This window comes from Cupriavidus sp. FW305-27 (genome assembly GCF_058787995.1).
The window spans coordinates 1-19,834 of sequence record NZ_JBYTAG010000006.1 but is presented as its reverse complement, the minus strand read 5'-3'; the positions used below and the strand labels follow the sequence as shown (position 1 = coordinate 19,834).

Below are 19,834 nucleotides of genomic sequence, written 5' to 3'. Positions count from 1 at the left end.
GCTGGATGGGGCCGCCATGCCGGGCAAGGCGACCCCATCGGGTCCGGCGACTGCCGGTCCCCGGGTGCGGGATGAAGGGAGAATCGGCTTACTTGCCCAGGTACTGCTGCAGCGCCTCGGCGCCGCCGATGAGCTTGCCGTTGATAAAGACCTGCGGTGCGGTCATCTCGCCCGACACGGCGCCCAGCACCTTGCCGCGCACCTTGTTGTCCAGCGGCACGTCGATATAGTCGAAGCCGTTGTCGTCAAGCAGTTGCTTGGCCTTGGCGCAGAACGAGCAGCCGACCTTGGAGAACACCACCACCTGGTCCGGCTTGCGCGCGTCCGGGGCGATATGGGCCAGCATGGTGTCGGCGTCGGACACCTTGAACGGGTCGCCCGGCTCTTGCGGTTCGATGAACATCTTCTGCACCACGCCGTCCTTGACCAGCATCGAATAGCGCCAGCTGCGCTTGCCGAAGCCCAGGTCGGCCTTGTCCACCAGCATGCCCATGCCTTCGGTGAATTCACCGTTGCCGTCGGGGATCATGGTGATGTTCTCGGACTCCTGGTCCTTGGCCCATTCGTTCATCACGAAGGTGTCGTTGACGGACACGCACAGGATGTCGTCCACGCCGTGCTTCGCGAACACCGGGGCCAGCTCGTTGTAGCGCGGCAGGTGGGTCGACGAGCAGGTCGGCGTGAAGGCGCCCGGCAGCGAGAACACGACCACGGTCTTGCCGTTGAACAGCTCGCCGGTGGTGACGGTCTTCCACTCGTTGTCTTCACGCATGCGGAAAGCGACATTGGGAACGCGTTGGCCTTCACGGGATTGCAGCATCAGTTCACTCCTTGGTCTGGATCGGGTTGGTTTCGGCTGCGGGTTGCAGCGAAGGCCCCATTCTGTAGACCGGGATGTGATTTGTACAATTCATCGTTTTAACCACGACGATTGCCTTACGCTATTGACTCGGCATGGCCATCCCCTATTGCGCCGGCCCTTGCACTTCATCCGCGGGCACGCAAAAGCATATTTTTTCGGCAAATACCGGCGAGTGCCCTATCATGCGGCATCCACTCAGACTCCCGTTTTGTCCGCAATGACCCGACCTTGCCGCCTGCCGTCTCTCTGCCGATGGGCCCCGATGCTCGCGCTGTCGCTGGTGCTGGCGCACCCCGCGCAGGCGCAAACCCTGAAGAAACCGGCGCTGGATGCGCTGGTCTCCGGCACCCGAACGGCGGCCCAGGCCGACCTGCAGGCATTCATGGCCGCCGCGGCCAGGGCCGAGCCTTCCGTGGCGCCGGCCGTGGCGGCGTGGCAGGCCCGGTCGCCACTGGCCGGCGACAACCTGGTCAATATCGGCCGCCTGCTGGGCGTCTACAACCGCGTCCGCAATGAGGCCGCGGTGATCGACGCCATCGGCAGGATGGTGGCGCTGCGCACCGTGCGCGACGAGAAAATCCCGCAGCACGAGAACCCCGCCATCATCGAGTTCGGCAAGATGATCGAGGCCATGGCGCGCGACTTCGGGCTGGCCTACCGCAATGTCGACAACCGGGTCTTCGAGGTCACGCTGCCCGGCGGCGGCAAGGATACCTTCGGCATCCTGACCCACGCCGACGTGGTGCCCGCGGTGGCCGAGGAATGGGTACTGGAGGACGGCACCAGGCTGGATCCGTTCCGCATGACGCGCGTGGGCGACATGCTGTACGGGCGCGGCACCATCGACGACAAGGGCTCGATCGCCGCGGTCATGTATGCCATGAAGACCGTCAAGGAAAGCGGCGTGCCGCTGGAGCGCACCATCCGCCTGATGATCGAGACCACCGAGGAAACCGGCGGCGACGGCATGAAATACTACCGCCAGCACACCACCCTGCCCGAGTACAACGTCGTGCTCGACAGCAAATACCCCGCGGTGGTGGCGGAGAAAGGCGCGGGCACGCTGACCGTTTCCTTCGGCATCAAGGCGGCGGACGACAAGAGCGCGCAAGGCAAGTCCGACCGGAAGGGACCTGCCATCGTTGCCATGCGCGGCGCGGCCTCGGCCAACGCCATCCCCGAGACCGCCACCGCTCGCATTGCCGGCGGCGATGCTGCCGCCGTCGCTGCCGCGCTGGAACAGGCACGCGCTGAATTCCTGCGCCGCCACACCCCGCGCGGCAAGTTCTCCATCGACGTGAAGCGCGCCGGCAACGACGTGGAAGTGAAGGTCACTGGCGCCTCGGCGCACGGATCGCGCCCTGAGGAAGGGGTCAACCCGCTGCCGCGGCTGGCGCTGTTCCTGCAGGCCAGCCGCGTGCAGTTTGCCGAGAACCACTACCTGAACGCGGTCCGCTACCTGAACGACCTGTACGGGCTGGATTACCTTGGCACCAGGATGGAGGTGGCCTACCGGGACCCGTTCATGGGCCCGCTGACCATGTCGCCCACGCTGGTGCGCGAGCGCGGCGAATACGTCGACGTGGTCACCAACGTGCGCATGCCGCGTGGCCGCACGCCGGACGAGCTGGGCGGCAAGATCACCAAGCGCATCTTCGGCTGGGCCGCCACCCATGGGCCAGTCGAAATCAAGTACGACCAGGGCAACTGGATGGCGCGCGATCCCAAGGGCGCGTGGCTGTCCACGCTGCTGAATATCTTTGGCGATACCACCGGGCTGGAAGCCAAGCCGGTTTCCACCGCCGGCAGCACCACCGCCAAGCTGATGCCCAATGCCATCAACTTCGGGCCGGCCATGCCGGGCAAGAAATACACTGCGCACAACGCGCGCGAGTACAAGGAAGTGGCCGACCTGAACCTGGATATGCAGATGTTCACCGAGATGCTGGTGCGGATCGGGAACCTGGACAAGATGCAGTAACGAGGGTTTCAGGCGTGTCCCTCTGCGCTTGTGTGCTCCCTCTCCCCTCATGGGGAGAGGCCCGGGGTGAGGGGTGGTCCAGCTAGGAACCACATCAAGCGGGACCTTCGGTTTTAGGACCCAACAGCTTCACAACTCCAGTTCACTCAACCCCGCATGTTCATCCGGCCGCCGGCCCAGTGGCCAGTGGAACTTGCGGTCCGCCGCCTTGATCGGCGCATCGTTGATGCAGGCAAAACGCCTGCGCATCAGCCCCGCCTCATCGAACTCCCAGTTCTCATTGCCGTATGACCGGTACCAGTTGCCGGAATCGTCGTGCCATTCATAGGCAAAGCGCACGGCGATGCGGTTGCCGTCGTGCGCCCATAGCTCCTTGATCAGCCGGTAATCCAACTCCTTCTGCCACTTGCGCTGCAGGAAGGCGACGATGTCGGCACGGCCATTGACGAATTCCGCACGGTTGCGCCAGGCGCTGTCGACGGTATAGGCCAGCGCCACGCGCTCTGGATCGCGGCTGTTCCAGCCATCCTCCGCGGCACGGACCTTGGCGATGGCGGATTCACGCGTGAATGGGGGCAACGGCGGACGGATTTCGGCTTGTGCGGACATGCGGAGGCTCCTTTGCTGAAACAGGGTGAATCAGATGGAAGAACAGGCTGCTCAATATGATACAGACCTGTCTCATTATTGATAGACAGATCTGTCTTGTCAAGGCAGGATACCGGGCAGAATTCAAAAGCAAGACCCGGAGTGCCAGGTGCACGCGGGCGGCCTAAAGTTGGCACCATGCAAGCGAGAGAAAGGAGACCCGCGGTGAGCATCAGCCAGATACAGCGTCCCGAAATGGCCGTGGCAGGGCCGCGCCGGCCAATACTGCCAGCGCGCGGCACGGCGCGGGGGCATAGGCACGAAGCCGATATCGCCACCCGCGTCGATGGCACCGACTGGGCCGCCATTGCACGCGAGCTCGACGACTACGGCTGCGCCGCGATCCGCGGCCTGCTGTCGGCAGCCGAATGCGACGCGCTTGCCGCCGGCTATGCGCAGGACGCGTGGTTCCGCTCTCGCATCGAGATGCGCCGGCACGGCTTTGGCCAGGGCGAGTACAAGTACTTCCGCTACCCGCTGCCCGACACCGTGGCCGCAATGCGCACGGCGCTGTATCCGCACCTGGTGCCGGTGGCCAACCGCTGGAACGCCGCCATGGGCATCGATGTGCGTTATCCCGCCGCGCACGCCGATTATCTTGCCCGCTGCCACGACGCCGGCCAGTTGCGCCCGACGCCCCTGCTGCTGCGCTACGGCCCCGACGACTACAACTGCCTGCACCAGGACCTGTACGGCGAGCACGTATTCCCGCTGCAGGTCGCCATCCTGCTGTCCGAGCCGGGCCGCGACTTTGCCGGCGGAGAATTTGTGATGACCGAGCAGCGGCCGCGCATGCAGTCGCGGGCCGAGGTGGTGACGCTGCACCAGGGCGATGCCGTGGTCTTTGCCGTCAGCCAGCGCCCGGTGCAGGGCAGCCGCGGCAGCTACCGCGTGAACCTGCGGCATGGCGTCAGCCGGCTGCACGCGGGCCAGCGCTACACGCTGGGCATCATCTTCCACGACGCCACGTGAGGTATCCCATGACCCGTCCCACACAACAACCGGAAGTCAGCACCATCGAACGCGACCCGCGCTGGGCTCGCGTGCTGGCGCGCGATCCGGGCGCCGACGGTGCCTTTGTCTATGCGGTCAAGACCACCGGCGTGTACTGCCTGCCGAGCAGCCCGTCGCGCCTGCCGCATCCGGCCAATGTCGAGTTCTTCGACAATGCCGCCGCGGCCGAAGCCGCCGGCTACCGGCCCAGCCGACGTGCCGCCGCGCCTGCGCTGGCGGCACAGCACGCAGCCATCGTGGCCGACGCCTGCCGCCGCATCGAGGCCGCCGACACCCTGCCCACGCTGCCCGAACTGGCCAACGCAGCGGGCGTCAGCCCCTATCACTTTCACCGCCTTTTCAAGGCCGCCACCGGCCTGACGCCGCGTGCCTATGCCGCCGCGCATCGCGCCAGGAAACTCCGCGAGCAACTGGGCACCAGCGACTCCGTGACCGAGGCAATCTACGACGCCGGCTTCGGCTCCAACAGCCGCTTCTACGAAACCTCGGACGCAGTGCTGGGCATGACCCCGTCGCGCTACCGCGCGGGCGGGGCCGACACCGATATCCGCTTTGCCATCGGCCAGTGCTCGCTGGGCGCGATCCTGGTGGCCCAGAGCGAGCGCGGTGTCTGCGCGATCCTGCTGGGCGACGATCCCCAAACGCTGTTGCAGGACCTGCAGGACCAGTTCCCGCGCGCCAACCTGATCGGCGGCGATGCGCAGTTCGAGCAACTGGTGGCGCAAGTGGTGGGCTTTATCGAGGCACCTTCAATCGGCCTGGCGCTGCCGCTGGATGTGCGCGGCACCGCGTTCCAGCAGCGTGTATGGCAGGCCCTGCAAGAGATCCCCGCGGGCAGCACCGCCAGCTATGCCGAGATCGCGGCCCGCATCGGCGCGCCGCGTGCGGTGCGCGCGGTGGCGCAGGCCTGCGCCGCCAACCACCTGGCGGTGGCCATTCCCTGCCATCGCGTGGTGCGCAGCGACGGCAACCTGTCGGGCTACCGCTGGGGCGTGGCGCGCAAGCGCGAGTTGCTGGAGCGCGAGGCGCAAGCCTGAGTGGCCCGCGCTCAGCGCGCCACGGCTGCCTGCACCCGAGCCAGGTAGTCGTGGATCTGCGCCACCACCGCCGCGCCCTCGCCTACCGCCGCGGCGACCCGCTTGGTCGATCCCGCCCGCACGTCGCCGATGGCAAACACGCCCGGCACGTTGGTCTGCAGCGGATACGGCACCGCCGACGCGCAGCCCAGCTCGCCGCCGCCGGTGCGCACGAAGCCCTTGTCATCGACCTCGACGTTGCAGGTGCGCAGCCACGACGCATTGGGATCGGCGCCGATGAACAGGAACAGGTGCCGCACGTCCATCGTGACCGGGGCCGGGCTTTCCGCCCGGCATTCGTAGCGCACGGAACTGAGCCACCCTTCCCCCGCCAGCGCGCTGATCTGCGCGTGCGTGTGCAGCGTGATATTGGGCAGCGAACCGATGCGGTCGATCAGGTAGCGCGACATGGTGGCGGCCAGCCCCGGCCCGCGCACCAGCATATGCACGTGCGCCGCGTGCGAGGCCAGGTAGACCGCTGCCTGCCCGGCCGAATTGCCGCCGCCCACCAGCATCGCCGGCTCGTTCTTGCACAGCTTGGCCTCCACCGGCGAAGCCCAGTAGTAGACACCACGCCCTTCAAAGTGCTCCAGCGCGGCGATGTCCGGGCGACGGTACTGCGCGCCGGTGGCAATCACCACGGTGTGGGTCGGGATCATGCGGCCATCGGCCAGCTCCAGCCGGATCGGGTCCGCGCCGCAATGCAGTGCCTTGACCTCCAGCGGGATGGCGATATGCGCGCCGAACTTCAGTGCCTGCACGAACGCGCGCCCGGCCAGCGCCTGTCCGGAGATGCCGGTGGGAAAGCCAAGATAGTTCTCGATCCGCGCACTCGCACCCGCCTGCCCGCCCGGCGAGCGGCAATCGATCACCGCCACCGACAAGCCTTCGGATGCGGCATACACGGCCGTGGCCAGCCCCGCAGGCCCGGCGCCGACCACCACCACGTCATAGACATGGACCGGATCGAACTCCGGCAACAGCCCCAGGCACGAAGCCAGCTGCCCTTCGTCCGGCGCGCGCAGCACGCGGCCGTCGGCGCAGATCACCAGCGGGAAGTCGCTGGCGGGCGCGTTGGCATAGTCGAGCAGCAATGAGCAGTCGCGTTCGGCGTCGATATCGATAACCGTATGCGGGTAGCCGTTGCGCCGCAGGAAGGCTTGCAGTGCCACCAGCTGCGGCTCGGTGCCGTGGCCGACCAGCACCGGCCCGCTGCCGAATTCGATCAGCCCCACGCGGCGCAGGATCAGCGCGCGCATGATGCGCTCGCCCAGTTCGGCCTCGGCCACCAGCAGGGCGCGCAGCCGCTCTGGCGTGATCACATAGCCCTGGGTATCGGTCACGGCCACGCCGTCGACCAGCGCCGGGCGGCCGCTGAGCGTGCCGACCTCGGCCAGGAAGTGGCCGGCGCCCTGCTCGGTGATCTGGTGCTCGCGGCCCAGGCCGTCGCGCCGCATCAGGCGCACGCGGCCGCTGCCGATCAGGTACATGCCCCGGCCCGTATCGCCGATGGCAAAGAGCTTCTCGCCCGCGCGCCAGCTCTGCGGCGTGCCAAAGCGGCGCACGCGCGCCATGTCGTCGGCGCCGAGCTGCGGGAACATCTGGTGCCAGCGTGACTCCAGCGTGGAATACGGCGCCTCCAGGCCGCCGCCGGCCTCCGGGCCGGTGTCCTCATCCGGGGCCATTGCCTCCGACTGCGAAATCGCCATGCTCCCTCCCCGTCTGGACCCGCGCCTGCCCTGGGCACATCTTCCCGGTTGCGCGCGGCCTATCGATAGTAGACGGCTGCGCGCAGAATGCGAGAATCGCACGGCGCAGTTGCGGATTGCGCTGGCTTGGGATTGAATGAGCGCCTCGGCGTGTCGGCATTCGCCGTCACCTTCAGCAAGAAACCAGTCTTGATGCAATCCAACCATGATTCCGACGCCAGCCAGGCTGGCGACCGCCCCGCCCGTCCGGCATTGCGCCCCCTGACGCCCGTCGAAGGCCGCGTGCTCGGCGTGCTGGTCGAAAAACAGCACACCGTGCCCGATACCTACCCGCTGTCGCTCAATGCGCTGGCCTCGGGCTGCAACCAGAAGACCGCCCGCGCCCCGGTGATGAACGTCAGCGAGGCCGATATCCTTGAAGCCATCGATGGCCTCAAGGGCCTGAGCCTGGTCTTTGAAGGCAGCAGCAGCCGCGTGCCGCGCTTCGAGCACAATATGCAGCGCGTGCTGGCCGTGCCCAGCCAGTCCGTCGCACTGCTGGCCATGCTGCTGCTGCGCGGCCCGCAGACCGCGGCGGAGCTGCGCCTGAACACCGCGCGCCTGCACGGCTTTGCCGATATCTCGTCGGTCGAGGCCTTCCTTGACGAACTGGCCAGCCATGCTCCGCCCTTTGTCGTCCGGCTGCCGCGCGCGCCGGGCGCACGCGAAAATCGCTGGATGCACCTGCTGAGCGGCGAAGTGAGCGCCGCGGCGGACGCCGACGATGCCGACCGCACCACCGGCGGCGCCACCGCCGCGCCGGGCGAACTCGAACAGCTGCGCGCCGAACAGCAGGCCCTGACCGAGAAGGTGGCGAAGCTGCAAAGCCTGGTCGAACACATGGCCGGCCAACTCGGCATCCCTGTCGACGAGTTTCTCGACTGACACCGCGCCTGCGTCATGGCTGACGGTACCGACCACCCTGCTGTTAGCCAGCATTGGTGGTTGGAGGATATTGCTGGCGGTTAATTGCGTTATTACCTCGCGAAGGCGAGCCACAGGCTCAGACCCCAGCGCGGCAGACGGCTTGCCGTCCGACCTGCCCGATGGCCCGGATGTCACCTATCCTTTGCTCAGGACCGCAAACTGGACAGGGAGACCGGCGCAGCCATGGACAAGACAGCCTTCGTATTTGCGGGCGGCGGCAGCCTGGGTGCGATCCAGGTCGGCATGCTGCGCGAACTGGCGGCATGGGGCGTGATGCCCGATATCGTGATCGGCGCCTCGGCCGGCGCCATCAACGGCGCCTACTTTGCCTGCAATCCGGGCGTGGCCGGCGCCGGCCGGCTTGACGCGCTGTGGCGCGGCATCCGGCGCTCGGACATCCTGCCGTGGAGCTGGCGCAGCGTCTGGAGCATGTTCGGCGGCAACCGCGGCCACCTGGTGGAGGCGGCCGGGTTGCGCCGACTGCTGGCGCAGCACTTCGGCACGCTGCGGCTGGAAGCAGCGGAACTGCAGCTGCACGTGGTGGCCACCGACATGCACAGCGGCGACGAAGTCTTGCTGTCCAGCGGCAGCATAGTCGACGCGGTGCTGGCCAGCGCGGCCATCCCCGGCGTGTTCCCGCCGGTGCAGTTCGAGGGCCGCACGCTGATCGATGGCGGCGTGGCCAACAACACCCCGGTATCCACCGCGATCGCACTTGGTGCCACGCACGTGATCGTGCTGCCCGCGGGCTTTACCTGTGCGGAGCGCCGCCCGCCGCGCGGCGCGCTGGAGCATGCGTTCAATGCGCTCTCGCTGCTGGTGGCGCGCCAGCTCGTGCACGACCTGCAGCACTTCGCCGACCGCGCGCAGATCAGCGTGGTGCCGCCGCTGTGCCCGCTCGACATCTCGCCCTACGACTACTCCAAATGCGGCGAGCTGATCGACCGCGCCGCGGCCACCACCGCGCAATGGCTGCAAGGCAAGGGGCTTGACAGCCAGCGCATACCGGGCGCGCTGGCGCCGCATTCGCACGACGAAGCGACGCCCAGCTGCAGCGCCGACATCCCGGCGGCGGCGCCCCACTGACGCCGCTCAGCGCCGGGTGGAAGTACCCGAACGGATTGTGCCGCGCCGCATGCTGGCCGCCCTGGTACCGCCCTCATCGACGCGGATCAAGGCAAGCTCACCCTGCCCGCGCGCCAGGCTGCGCTCTGGCAGCCATTGCTACAATCCGACAGATGTCCACCCAAGCCGAACGCAGCGCCAGCACCCGCCAGTCCCTGATCGACGCCGCCGTGACCTTGCTCGTCGAGCAAGGCTATGCGGCCTTTTCAGAAGCGCGCGTGTGCGAACTGGCCGGCAGCAGCCGCGGCTCGCTGCGGCACCATTTCCCCGAAGGCCGCTATGACCTGCTGCCAGCCATGCTCACCTGGCTGCTGGAGCGCGAGGCGGCGCGCCTGGCCGCGCTGGGCCCGCTCAGCCCCTCGCTGTGCCTGCACCTGATGCTGCATATCCTGGCGACCCGCCCACAGCGGCATACCTCGCTCGCCATACTGGAGGTGTGGATGGCAACGCGTGGCGACGCGCGCCTGGCCACCGCCGTGCGCGCGCCGCTGGAGGCTGTGCCGCAGATGCTGTTCGGCCAGCCGCCGGACGCGCCGCCGGAGCCGGAATGGCTGGCGCTGCGCTGTTTCCTGCACGGCGCCACGCTGCACAGCTTCGCGCCGGACTACGACGGCCAGGGCTTGTCCGAAGCGGTGCGCTGGCTGATCGCGCGCCTGCCGGCCCCGGCGGGGCTGGACGCCTTGCTGGCGCGCTTGCACGCAGACTAGTTGTAGAGCGCCGGATCAGGGCAGCCGCGCCAGCAACCGGTCGCCCAGCGTGGGCGGCAGCGCCAGGCGCCCTGCCTTGCCAGGCGCCGCGGCATCGAAGACCACGGCCTGGCCGTCCCAGCTGAGCCGCACCGGCCCGCTGCTGTTGAAGGTGCGCTGGGCCAGCACGCGGTCGCGCTCCACGCCGTAGATGCGCAGCAACACCCGCTCCCGACCCAGATAGCAGTATTCCGCTGCGTAGCGCGCGGCGGCATCCAACGACGGCAGGTGCCGGCAGTTATGCGCGCCGGCGCGCTCCCAGGCGCCGTGGCCATAGGCGATGGCGGTCCAGATACCGCCGAGCGCCAGCAGCCGCCCCGCGGTCACCAGTGCCAGGCGCTGCGCGCGGGCCTTGCGCCCGTCCGGGGTCGCCATCACGTGCGACACCGCGCGATACAGCGCCAGCCCCAGCAGCAGCATGGTTACCGCCGCCAGATGGAAATAAAACGCCGACTCCGGCATTGACGCCATGATCTGACCCATGCCCGCTCCCGGAAAATATCGTCAAACTAACCGTCCTGCCGAATATCAGAATCCGGCGTCCGCGCCGTCATATAAAAACGCACCGCATTAATCGGCGTCATTAATTCCAGAATATTGAAAATCGGCGCCCTGATATATCCGAGCATAATCAACCGACCGCACCGGGCCAATCCGGTGTATTCCCGCACCGGAGCTGCCGGCGACCGCCGCCATCTTATTTTTCCGATGGCAGCGCCGCCAGCAGGGCGAGCAGCCGCGCCACCGTCGGCGCCACGATCGCGGCCAGCGCAGCGGCGTTGGCGGCATCGCCGTCGCTGGCGGCATGCTCCAGGCGCTGGGCAAGAGCACGCAAGGCATGGCAGCCGACGTAGTGGGCAGATGCCTTGAGCCGGTGGGCGACGCTGCGCACGGTGTCCAGCGCACCGTCCGCGGCGCGCAACTGCGCCAGGTCGGCCTGCGCCGAGGTGACCAGGGCGTGCACCAGCTCAGCGGCAAAGGCGCGGTTGCCGAAGGTCTGCGACGCGATGGCTGGCCCGATTCCCGCAGCCTCGCGGGGGGACAGCGCCAGGTAGCGCTGGCGGGCCAGCATGGCGACGATGGCCGCTTCGGTCACCGGCTCGCGCAGGCAGGCGATCACACCTTCGTCCGCGCCGGGCACCGGCACCGCGTCGGCCGGCAGCACCACGGCGCAGACCGGGCCGGTGGCACGCCAGGCGCGCAACAGGCTGTCAGGGATCTCGGTGGCGGCGCCGGCTATCACCAGGCCGATGTCTGCGGCGGCGTCCGGCGCGGGCGTGTCGGTGTGCACATCAAAGCCGAGATCGCGCAGGATCGGGGCAACCCCGGCGACCCAGCGCGTGTCGCCGGGCGTGGCAAGCAGCAACGCGCCGGTCATGCGCCGCTTCTCAATGCGAGTCGAATCACGGGCAGCATGCTAGCCGATCGCGATATGGTGGCGCCGCGCAAAGTCGATGACATCGACAATCGATTTTGCCCCGAGTTTTTCCATGGCCCGGGTCTTGTGGGTGCTGACCGTCTTGTTGGAAATAAACAGGGTTTCGCCGATTTCCTTGTTCGACATGCCCTTGGCAAGCATCTGCATGACCACCAGTTCCTTGTCGGAAAGACTGGCCAGGCGCGCGGCTTCGTCGGCGTGGCCGGCGTTGTTGCCGCGGTCGGTTTCCGGCATCACCGTATAGCCGGCCAGCACGGACTCGGTGCAGCGCACGATCTCGGCCAGTTCCTGGGTCTTGCTGACAAAACCATGCGCGCCGGCCTGGCGCGCGCGCGGGGCAAACGTGTTCTGGTCCTGGCCGGAAATGACCAGGATGCGCACGGCGGGGTGGCAGGCCTTGAGGCGGGGGATCACGTCCAGCCCGTTGATCTTCGGGATGTCCAGGTCCAGGATCACCACGTCGGGGGTGTACTGCCGCACGATCTCGATGGCGGCCTGGCCATTGTCGGCCTCAAGCACATGGGTGATGCCCAGCACCTGGGAAAAGTGCGTCTTTAGCACCACCCGCACGGGCGGGTGGTCGTCGACGATCAGGATTGTGGTCAAAACTTGAACTCCATAACAGGCGCCCTGATGTCCGGGCGCCCATGCACATCATTTTGCTCAGCATTTGTGCCGGAGGGCACCGGAAATTTCCGAGCGCGGGCTTGCTTCTTCCGAAAACCCGGCTGGTTTTGCAGGCCTGGCGCAATGCGGACCATGGCAGTTGCGCAATCCAATCATAACGCTGCCGCCACAGCTGAAAAACCACGTCGCCGGACCATGGCAGGGGGTACCGGAAGGTTTTGTTTTGGACCTGCCTGCCGCCATCGGGTTTCTCGACGCTGGCGCGTGCGTGCCTGGCTGATGCCGGCGTTGGCCCCGTGAGATGCTGCCCGGCATTTATCTTCGATATGTGACGTGAAAGGCATCAACGGCGCGTGATCCGGAAATTTCACCCCCAATCTCAGATTCGTCCTAATGAGATATCGAGGCTGAGCCCATAGAGTGAAAACTATCCAGCCACCGCTACGCCAACCGCGCGGCGGCCGCTGCCATGTTTCACTGAATTTTGCCGCCCCGCTTGTCCATTCATCAGCCCATCCATAACGAATCTCCATCGGCCACCGCTTGCCCGCACCGCTTCACGCGCGCCTGGCGGCTGGCAAGTGCCGCGTTGTTCGTCAGCGTATTGGCCTGCGCCGTTGCCCAGCGGACGGCAGATCCCGCGCCAGCGCCATCCCCGGCCGGCACGCCAGTCGCCTTGCCCGAGGCACCGGCCCTGCAACCAGCCCCGCCACCACAAGCAGCGCCACAGGCGCACTGGCAGGTGCTGGGGTGGACGACCGGGCTGCTCTGCCTGCTGACGCCATGCCTGCTGGCATGGATCTTCGTGCTGTATCGCGAGGTGCGCCGGCGCCGCGCCGCGGAGATTGCGCTGAAGGACAATATCGCGATCCAGTCGGCGCTGCTCGACGGCATTCCCCAGCCTGTCTACCTGCGCGATGCCTCGCTGCGGCTCATCACCTGCAACCGCAGCTATGAAGAACTGGTCGGCGCCACGCGCGACACCTTGCGCGGGCAGCCGCTGGACACATCGGTCCAGGTGCATCCCATCGCCATCGACATGGCCGAGGTGGAGCGCGACTACCGCAAGGTGATCAAGGACGGCATCCCGCTGCACAAGGACCGCTGCCTGCGCCTGGGCGGGCGCACCCACCACGTGCTGAACTGGCTGACACCGCTGCGCGGCGCCGATGGCACCGTCAAGGGCCTGGCCGGCGGCTGCGTCGACCTGACCGAACGCCACGACATGCTGGCCGAGCTGGCGCAGGCCAAGACAGAAGCCGAGGCCGCCAACCGCGCCAAGTCCACCTTCCTGGCCTCGGTCAGCCATGAGATCCGCACCCCGATGAACGCCATCACCGGCATGCTGGAGCTGACCCTGGCGCGCTGCCAGCTGGCCGAGCAGGAACGCCTGCAGCTGGTCACGGCGCATAAGTCGGCAGTGGGCCTGCTGGCGCTGATCGACGACATCCTGGACCTGTCCAAGATGGAGGCCGGCAAGTTCAGCATCCACCCGGCACCCGCTTCGCTGCCCGGGCTGGTCAAGGACACGCTGCTGATCTTCGGGCCGGTGGCGGCACAGAAGGGCCTGCCGCTGACCAGCGGCATCGGCGTCGCCGTTGCGCCGCTGCATCAGGTCGATGCGCTGCGTTTCCGTCAGATCCTGGCCAACCTGGTGTCCAACGCGGTGCGCTTCACCGACAGCGGCACGATCCACGTCAGGCTTGACGCCCTGGCGCCTCGCGACGGCGTGCAGCAGGTCATGCTGACCGTCTCCGACACCGGCATCGGGATACCCGCCGGCGAGCAGGCGCGCATGTTCGAACCCTTCGAACAGGTGCATGACCGCACCCGGCCCCATGCCGGCGGCACCGGGCTGGGGCTGGCAATCTGCCAGCGCCTGGCCAGCGCGATGGGAGGCCAGATCTCGCTGTCCAGCCAGCCGGGCCAGGGCACGCGCGTCATGGTGACGCTGCCGTTGGCGCTTGCCGTCGCCACGGAACTGCCCGAGCCGGTGCCGCCGCCCATGGCGGGCTGCGCACGGCGCCGGGTCAACGTCCTGGTGATCGACGACCATGCGCCCAACCGGCTGCTGCTGCAGCGCCAGCTGGAGCACCTGGGCCACCGCGTGAGCACCGCCTGTGATGGCCGCGAAGGGCTGGCCATGCTGGACCGGTCCAGCTTCGACGTGATCTTGTGCGACTGCGCCATGCCGGTCATGGACGGCATGGCATTCGCACGGGCGGTGCGCGCACGCAAGGATGCGCGCGGCAGCGTGCCGGTGATCGGTTGCACCGCAAGCGCCGTCGCGGTGGACCATGCCGCGGCGCTGGCGGCGGGCATGAATGCCGTGATCGTCAAGCCGGTTGGCCTGCAGGCGCTGGATGCGGCGGTGGCACAAGCCTGCGCCAGTGGCCACCGGGTGCGCGAGATAGCCGTGCCAGTGCGGGTCAGCGCGCCCGACAGCCAGGCCGGCACGCGTGACGAGGCCGCCCACTGCGGCGTCAAGCCCGGCTCGCGGCCATCATGGTGCGCGGTGTGCCGGGCAATGAACGTACAGTGCGACCGCCTCGACCAGCCGGAAGATTAAGAACCCGTTTCAGAATGAAAAAGGGGCGCGAAGGCTGCTGCCGGGCCGCAGGGCGTTGTTGCGGCCTCCTTGCGTGGAAATAACCACGCGGCGTCGACCACGCCTAGCCCTGCGGCCCGGCAGCAGCCTTCCCTTCGGGTTCAGGCCTCCAGCGGCACCGCGCTGGTGCACTTGATCTCGTCCAGGCACACGCTGGACTTCACGCCGCTGACACCCGGGATACGCATCAGCGTATCGAGCAGGAAGTCAGACAGCGACTTCAGGTCCTTTGCGACCACCTTGAGCACGTAGTCGATATCCCCGGTCACCGAGAAGCATTCCTGGATCTGCGCCAGTTCCGCCACCAGGCGCTTGAAGTTGGACAGGTCGCGGATATGCCCGCGCTCCATCGTCACATGGATAAAGGCCACCACGCCAAAGCCCAGCGCCGCCGCGTCCAGCCGCGCCTCATAGCGTTTGACCAGCCCGGCCTCTTCCAGGCGGCGGTGGCGCCGCAAAGTCTGCGCCGGCGACAGCGCGATGGCCTCTGCCAGCTCCAGGTTGGAGGCCCGCCCCTGCTCCTGCAAAACCCCCAGCAAGCGGCGATCGGTACGGTCCAGCTCGATCGATTGCACTTTGATTTCCTCACATCAGAGATTCACGCAATCGAATTTCATAATCTAGGGTTTCCCTGCCTGTTTTACGAAATCCAATTTTGCCGTCAGGAATATACACTGCATCCCAAGCAAGCGCACTACAGGCCTGTCCTGCAACAGGTTTCCGCCGAGCCGACTGACTCCGGCGCGACCTCGTTGCCAAGTGCCGCAGCCACAATATTATTTCCCGCCCCTTTAGTGAGAAAGCCATGGCCGACCTGTTTGACAACCCGATGCAGCTGATGGGCTTCGAATTCGTGGAATTCGCCTCGCCCACCCCAAACGTGCTTGAGCCCCTGTTCGAGCAGATGGGCTTCACGCTGGTGGCAAAGCACCGCTCCAAGGACGTGGTGCTGTACCGCCAGGGCGAAGTGAACTTCATTGTCAACCGCGAGCCGCACAGCCACGCCGCCTACTTTGCCGCCGAGCACGGCCCGAGCGCCTGCGGCATGGCTTTCCGCGTCAAGGATTCGCACAAGGCCTACGCCCGTGCACTGGAACTGGGCGCCCAGCCGGTCGAGATCCCGACCGGCCCGATGGAGCTGCGCCTGCCCGCGATCAAGGGCATCGGCGGCGCGCCGCTGTACCTGATCGACCGTTTCGAGGAAGGCAAGTCGATCTATGACATCGACTTCGAATTCATCGAAGGCGTCGACCGCCACCCGGTCGGCCACGGCCTCAAGCTGATCGACCACCTGACTCACAACGTCTACCGTGGCCGTATGGCTTACTGGGCCAATTTCTACGAAAAACTGTTCAACTTCCGCGAAATCCGTTACTTCGACATCCAGGGTGAGTACACCGGCCTGACCTCCAAGGCCATGACCGCGCCGGATGGCAAAATCCGCATCCCGCTGAACGAGGAATCGTCCAAGGGCGCCGGCCAGATCGAAGAGTTCCTGATGGCCTTCAACGGCGAGGGCATCCAGCACATCGCCTTCCTGACCGACAACCTGATCGAGGTCATCGACCGCCTGCAACTGGCAGGCGTGCCGCTGATGACTGCGCCGAACGACTACTACTATGAAGCACTGGACACGCGCCTGCCCGGCCACGGCCAGCCTGTGGAGCAACTGAAGTCGCGCGGCATCCTGCTGGACGGCACCACCGAAGGCGGCAAGCCCCGCCTGCTGCTGCAGATCTTCTCCAAGACCGCGCTCGGCCCGGTGTTCTTCGAGTTCATCCAGCGCCGCGGCGACGAAGGCTTCGGCGAAGGCAACTTCAAGGCCCTGTTCGAGTCGCTGGAACGCGACCAGATCGAACGCGGCACGCTCAAGGTCGAGGCCTGACCGGCATCGATCTTCCCTGACCGGCTCCGGCCGGTTCCGGAAACGCGCACACCTCCTTCGCGGCAGTGACCCTGCCGCGCGGGCGGTGACGTCCCCCAGGCCCAAGCGTCCGACTCGACAATAGCCAGAGGCGCGGGCCCGCATTCCATGAGAATGGGTAGAGGAAACAACTGAATGCATGCAAGCAGCAATGACGGCACGCTCAAGCGCGGCCTGAAGAACCGGCATATCCAGCTGATCGCGCTGGGTGGCGCCATCGGCACCGGCCTTTTCCTGGGCATCGCCCAGACCATCAAGATGGCGGGGCCCTCGGTCCTGCTGGGCTACGCGATCGCCGGCATCGTGGCGTTCTTCATCATGCGCCAGCTGGGCGAGATGGTTGTGGACGAGCCCGTCGCCGGCTCGTTCAGCTACTTCGCCGACAAATACTGCGGCCACTTCGCCGGCTTCCTGTCGGGCTGGAACTACTGGGTGCTGTACATCCTGGTGAGCATGGCCGAGCTTTCGGCCGTTGGCATCTACGTGCAGTACTGGTGGCCCGAGATCCCGACCTGGGTCTCGGCGCTGGCCTTCTTCGTGATCATCAACCTGATCAACCTGTCGAGCGTGAAGTCCTTCGGCGAGATGGAGTTCTGGTTCTCGATCATCAAGGTCGCGGCCATCATCGGCATGATCGGCTTCGGCGGCTACCTGCTGCTGTCCGCCAATGCCGGCCCGCAAGCGAGCGTGGCCAACCTGTGGCAGCACGGCGGCTTCTTTCCCAACGGCATGGGCGGCCTGGTAATGGCCATGGCCGTGATCATGTTCTCGTTCGGCGGGCTGGAGCTGGTGGGCATCACCGCGGCCGAGGCGGATTCGCCCGAGAAGACCATCCCCAAGGCCACCAACCAGGTGATCTACCGCATCCTGATCTTCTACGTGGGCGCGCTGGCAGTGCTGCTGTCGCTGTACCCGTGGGAGAACGTGGTCACCGGCGGCAGCCCGTTCGTGCTGATCTTCCACGCGCTGAACAGCAACTGGGTGGCGAACGTGCTGAACGTGGTGGTGCTGACCGCGGCGCTGTCGGTCTACAACAGCGGCGTGTACTGCAACAGCCGCATGCTGTACGGCCTGGCCCAGCAAGGCAACGCCCCCAAGGCGCTGCTCAAGGTCAACCAGCGCGGCATTCCGCTGACGGCGCTGGCGTTCTCGGCCGTGGCCACTGCGGCCTGCGTGGTGATCAACTACTTCATGCCCGGCAAGGCCTTTGAGATGCTGATGGGCCTGGTGGTGTCGGCGCTCATCATCAACTGGGCGATGATCAGCCTGATCCACCTGAAGTTCCGCGCCGACAAGCGCCGCGCCGGCCAGGCCACGAAGTTCCAGAGCTGGGGCTATCCGCTCACCAACTACCTGTGCCTGGTGTTCCTGGCCGGCATCCTGGTGGTGATGTACCTGACGCCTGGCCTGCGCCTCTCGGTCTACCTGATCCCGGTGTGGCTGGTGGTGCTCGGCGTGAGCTACCTGGTGCGCCAGAAGAACGCGGCCGCCGCGCTGCAAAGCGGCATCGCCGCCCAGCAACTGCGCTGAAGCGGCAAGGCGGCGCCTGCAGACTGCGGGCGCCGCCGGTTAGAATTCAGGCTGCGCGACGCCCCCTGCGCCGCGGCAGCTGCCCCCCGACCCAATTCCATCGCATCCCATGTTTGCACACATCGAGGCATTTCCCGGCGATCCGATCCTCTCGCTCAACGAGGACTTCCAGCGCGACCCGCGTACCGACAAGGTCAACCTGAGCATCGGCATCTACTTTGACGACGAGGGCCGCCTGCCGGTGATGCAGGCCGTGGCCAAGGCCGAAGCCGCGCTGCTGGCCGACATGGGCCCGCGCCCCTACCTGCCGATGTCGGGCCTGGTGGCCTACCGCAACGCGGTGCAGGCGCTGGTGTTCGGCGAAAACTCGCCGGCGCGCGCCGCCGGCCGCATTGCCACGCTGCAGACGCTGGGCGGCTCGGGCGCGCTGCGCGTGGGCGCCGACTTCCTCAAGCGCTACTACCCGCAGGCGCAGGTGTGGATCAGCGATCCCAGCTGGGAAAACCACCGCGTGGTGTTCGAGCGCGCCGGCTTCACCGTCAATACCTACCCGTACTATGACGACGCCACCGGCGGCCTGAAGTTCGACGCGATGATGGACGCGCTGCGTACCATCCCCGCGGGCAGCATCGTGCTGCTGCACGCCTGCTGCCACAACCCGACCGGCGTGGACCTGAACCAGGACCAGTGGCGCCAGCTGATCGCGCTGCTCAAGGCCAACCAGCTGCTGCCGTTCGTCGACATGGCCTACCAGGGCTTCGGCGCCGGCCTGGAAGACGACGCCTTCGCCATCCGCGAGCTGGTGGCGCAGGACGTGCCCTGCCTGGTGGCCAACTCGTTCTCGAAGAACTTCTCGCTGTACGGCGAGCGCTGCGGCGGCCTGAGCGTGTTCTGCAACACCGCCGGCGAAGCCACCAACGTGCTGGGCCAGCTGACCGGCGCGGTGCGCGCCAACTACAGCAACCCGCCCACGCACGGCGCGCGCGTGGTGTCCAAGGTGCTGACCACGCCCGAGCTGCGCCAGCTGTGGGAAGAAGAACTGGCCCAGATGTGCGGCCGCATCGCGCGCATGCGCGAGGCGATCCATCACAACCTGCGCGACCATGTCAGCGGCGAGGCCCTGTCGCGCTACCTGACCCAGCGCGGCATGTTCACCTACACCGGCCTCACCGCCGACCAGGCCGAGCGCCTGCGCGAGCAGCATGGCGTGTACCTGCTGCGCTCGGGCCGCATGTGCGTGGCCGGGCTGAACGAGCGCAATGTGGGGATCGTGGCCAAGGCCATCGGGAGTGTGCTGAAGGGCTGAGCCTGACGGCAGACGGCATCACCAGGCGGCGCCTTCGGGCGCCGTTTTTTATTTGGCGGCGCATGGGACGCGCCAGCGTAATCTCTACAAACGCCGTGGAGTTTTGACTTTCCAGCCATGGCTTCCCCTGGCTTTCCTCAGGCCCATCGCCACGGCCATCCCCGGCACTGAACTTGCAGCCTTCCTGCATCCCAGGCACCGTCCCCAACCGTGCCGGAGTTCCCACAGAAGGCCCGCAAATGTCCGAAGACAAGGCCCCCGCCCAGTGCAGCAA

The 19,834-nt window shown here is 66.9% G+C and carries 17 protein-coding genes; 10 read left to right on the top strand and 7 right to left on the bottom strand.

What is annotated here, in order from left to right:
- Positions 1 to 88: 88 nt before the first annotated feature.
- Positions 89 to 820, bottom strand: coding sequence for a glutathione peroxidase (locus AC3WRI_RS04090; RefSeq protein ID WP_010812441.1), 732 nt, complete (start codon positions 818 to 820; stop codon positions 89 to 91).
- Between the two features lie 304 nt (positions 821 to 1,124).
- On the opposite strand from AC3WRI_RS04090, the gene AC3WRI_RS04085 reads away from it, so the two are divergent.
- Positions 1,125 to 2,843, top strand: a complete 1,719-nt coding sequence (locus tag AC3WRI_RS04085) for a dipeptidase (protein WP_011617007.1) — start codon at positions 1,125 to 1,127, stop codon at positions 2,841 to 2,843.
- Between the two features lie 129 nt (positions 2,844 to 2,972).
- On the opposite strand, the gene AC3WRI_RS04080 is transcribed toward AC3WRI_RS04085, so the two are convergent.
- Positions 2,973 to 3,452, bottom strand: a complete 480-nt coding sequence (locus tag AC3WRI_RS04080) for a nuclear transport factor 2 family protein (RefSeq protein WP_010812439.1) — start codon at positions 3,450 to 3,452, stop codon at positions 2,973 to 2,975.
- A gap of 234 nt (positions 3,453 to 3,686) precedes the next feature.
- Between AC3WRI_RS04080 and AC3WRI_RS04075 the strand changes: the two genes are divergently transcribed.
- Positions 3,687 to 4,463 (top strand): 2OG-Fe(II) oxygenase, encoded by a 777-nt coding sequence (locus AC3WRI_RS04075; protein WP_492292652.1) that lies wholly within the window; start codon positions 3,687 to 3,689, stop codon positions 4,461 to 4,463.
- Between the two features lie 8 nt (positions 4,464 to 4,471).
- On the top strand, positions 4,472 to 5,542 hold the full coding sequence (ada, locus tag AC3WRI_RS04070; RefSeq protein WP_492292628.1) for a bifunctional DNA-binding transcriptional regulator/O6-methylguanine-DNA methyltransferase Ada: 1,071 nt from the start codon (positions 4,472 to 4,474) through the stop codon (positions 5,540 to 5,542).
- Positions 5,543 to 5,553: 11 nt separating this feature from the next.
- Here ada and AC3WRI_RS04065 read toward each other — a convergent pair whose 3' ends face one another.
- Complete coding sequence (locus tag AC3WRI_RS04065; protein WP_010812436.1) at positions 5,554 to 7,290, bottom strand: FAD-dependent oxidoreductase; 1,737 nt, start codon at positions 7,288 to 7,290, stop codon at positions 5,554 to 5,556.
- A 192-nt stretch (positions 7,291 to 7,482) separates the two neighbouring features.
- On the opposite strand from AC3WRI_RS04065, the gene AC3WRI_RS04060 reads away from it, so the two are divergent.
- The 3 genes from AC3WRI_RS04060 to AC3WRI_RS04050 all read left to right on the top strand — a co-directional run bounded on the left by AC3WRI_RS04060 (position 7,483) and on the right by AC3WRI_RS04050 (position 10,088).
- Positions 7,483 to 8,214 (top strand): YceH family protein, encoded by a 732-nt coding sequence (locus tag AC3WRI_RS04060; protein ID WP_010812435.1) that lies wholly within the window; start codon positions 7,483 to 7,485, stop codon positions 8,212 to 8,214.
- Between the two features lie 225 nt (positions 8,215 to 8,439).
- The gene (locus AC3WRI_RS04055; protein WP_010812434.1) at positions 8,440 to 9,342 is read left to right on the top strand and encodes a patatin-like phospholipase family protein; all 903 of its coding nucleotides are present in this window, start codon (positions 8,440 to 8,442) and stop codon (positions 9,340 to 9,342) included.
- Positions 9,343 to 9,494: 152 nt separating this feature from the next.
- The gene (locus AC3WRI_RS04050) at positions 9,495 to 10,088 is read left to right on the top strand and encodes a TetR/AcrR family transcriptional regulator (RefSeq protein ID WP_011617003.1); all 594 of its coding nucleotides are present in this window, start codon (positions 9,495 to 9,497) and stop codon (positions 10,086 to 10,088) included.
- 15 nt (positions 10,089 to 10,103) lie between these two features.
- Here AC3WRI_RS04050 and AC3WRI_RS04045 read toward each other — a convergent pair whose 3' ends face one another.
- The 3 genes from AC3WRI_RS04045 to AC3WRI_RS04035 all read right to left on the bottom strand — a co-directional run bounded on the left by AC3WRI_RS04045 (position 10,104) and on the right by AC3WRI_RS04035 (position 12,171).
- Positions 10,104 to 10,610: a hypothetical protein gene (locus AC3WRI_RS04045; protein ID WP_010812432.1), complete on the bottom strand. Its 507-nt coding sequence runs from the start codon at positions 10,608 to 10,610 to the stop codon at positions 10,104 to 10,106.
- A 214-nt stretch (positions 10,611 to 10,824) separates the two neighbouring features.
- Complete coding sequence (locus AC3WRI_RS04040) at positions 10,825 to 11,505, bottom strand: Hpt domain-containing protein (RefSeq protein WP_011617002.1); 681 nt, start codon at positions 11,503 to 11,505, stop codon at positions 10,825 to 10,827.
- A 39-nt stretch (positions 11,506 to 11,544) separates the two neighbouring features.
- Entirely contained in the window at positions 11,545 to 12,171 is a 627-nt protein-coding gene (locus AC3WRI_RS04035; RefSeq protein WP_010812430.1) for a response regulator transcription factor, read from the bottom strand.
- Positions 12,172 to 12,934: 763 nt separating this feature from the next.
- Between AC3WRI_RS04035 and AC3WRI_RS04030 the strand changes: the two genes are divergently transcribed.
- The gene (locus AC3WRI_RS04030; protein ID WP_011617001.1) at positions 12,935 to 14,761 is read left to right on the top strand and encodes a PAS domain-containing sensor histidine kinase; all 1,827 of its coding nucleotides are present in this window, start codon (positions 12,935 to 12,937) and stop codon (positions 14,759 to 14,761) included.
- Positions 14,762 to 14,901: 140 nt separating this feature from the next.
- Here AC3WRI_RS04030 and AC3WRI_RS04025 read toward each other — a convergent pair whose 3' ends face one another.
- Positions 14,902 to 15,375 carry an Lrp/AsnC family transcriptional regulator gene (locus tag AC3WRI_RS04025; protein WP_010812428.1) on the bottom strand — a complete coding sequence of 158 codons (474 nt, stop codon included), beginning with the start codon at positions 15,373 to 15,375 and terminating at the stop codon, positions 14,902 to 14,904.
- A gap of 230 nt (positions 15,376 to 15,605) precedes the next feature.
- Between AC3WRI_RS04025 and hppD the strand changes: the two genes are divergently transcribed.
- From hppD to AC3WRI_RS04010, 3 genes are all read left to right on the top strand, one after another.
- Entirely contained in the window at positions 15,606 to 16,685 is a 1,080-nt protein-coding gene (gene hppD / locus AC3WRI_RS04020) for a 4-hydroxyphenylpyruvate dioxygenase (protein WP_010812427.1), read from the top strand.
- A 174-nt stretch (positions 16,686 to 16,859) separates the two neighbouring features.
- The gene (locus tag AC3WRI_RS04015; protein WP_492292626.1) at positions 16,860 to 18,254 is read left to right on the top strand and encodes an amino acid permease; all 1,395 of its coding nucleotides are present in this window, start codon (positions 16,860 to 16,862) and stop codon (positions 18,252 to 18,254) included.
- 109 nt (positions 18,255 to 18,363) lie between these two features.
- Positions 18,364 to 19,560, top strand: coding sequence for an amino acid aminotransferase (locus AC3WRI_RS04010; protein ID WP_010812425.1), 1,197 nt, complete (start codon positions 18,364 to 18,366; stop codon positions 19,558 to 19,560).
- Positions 19,561 to 19,834: the final 274 nt, after the last annotated feature.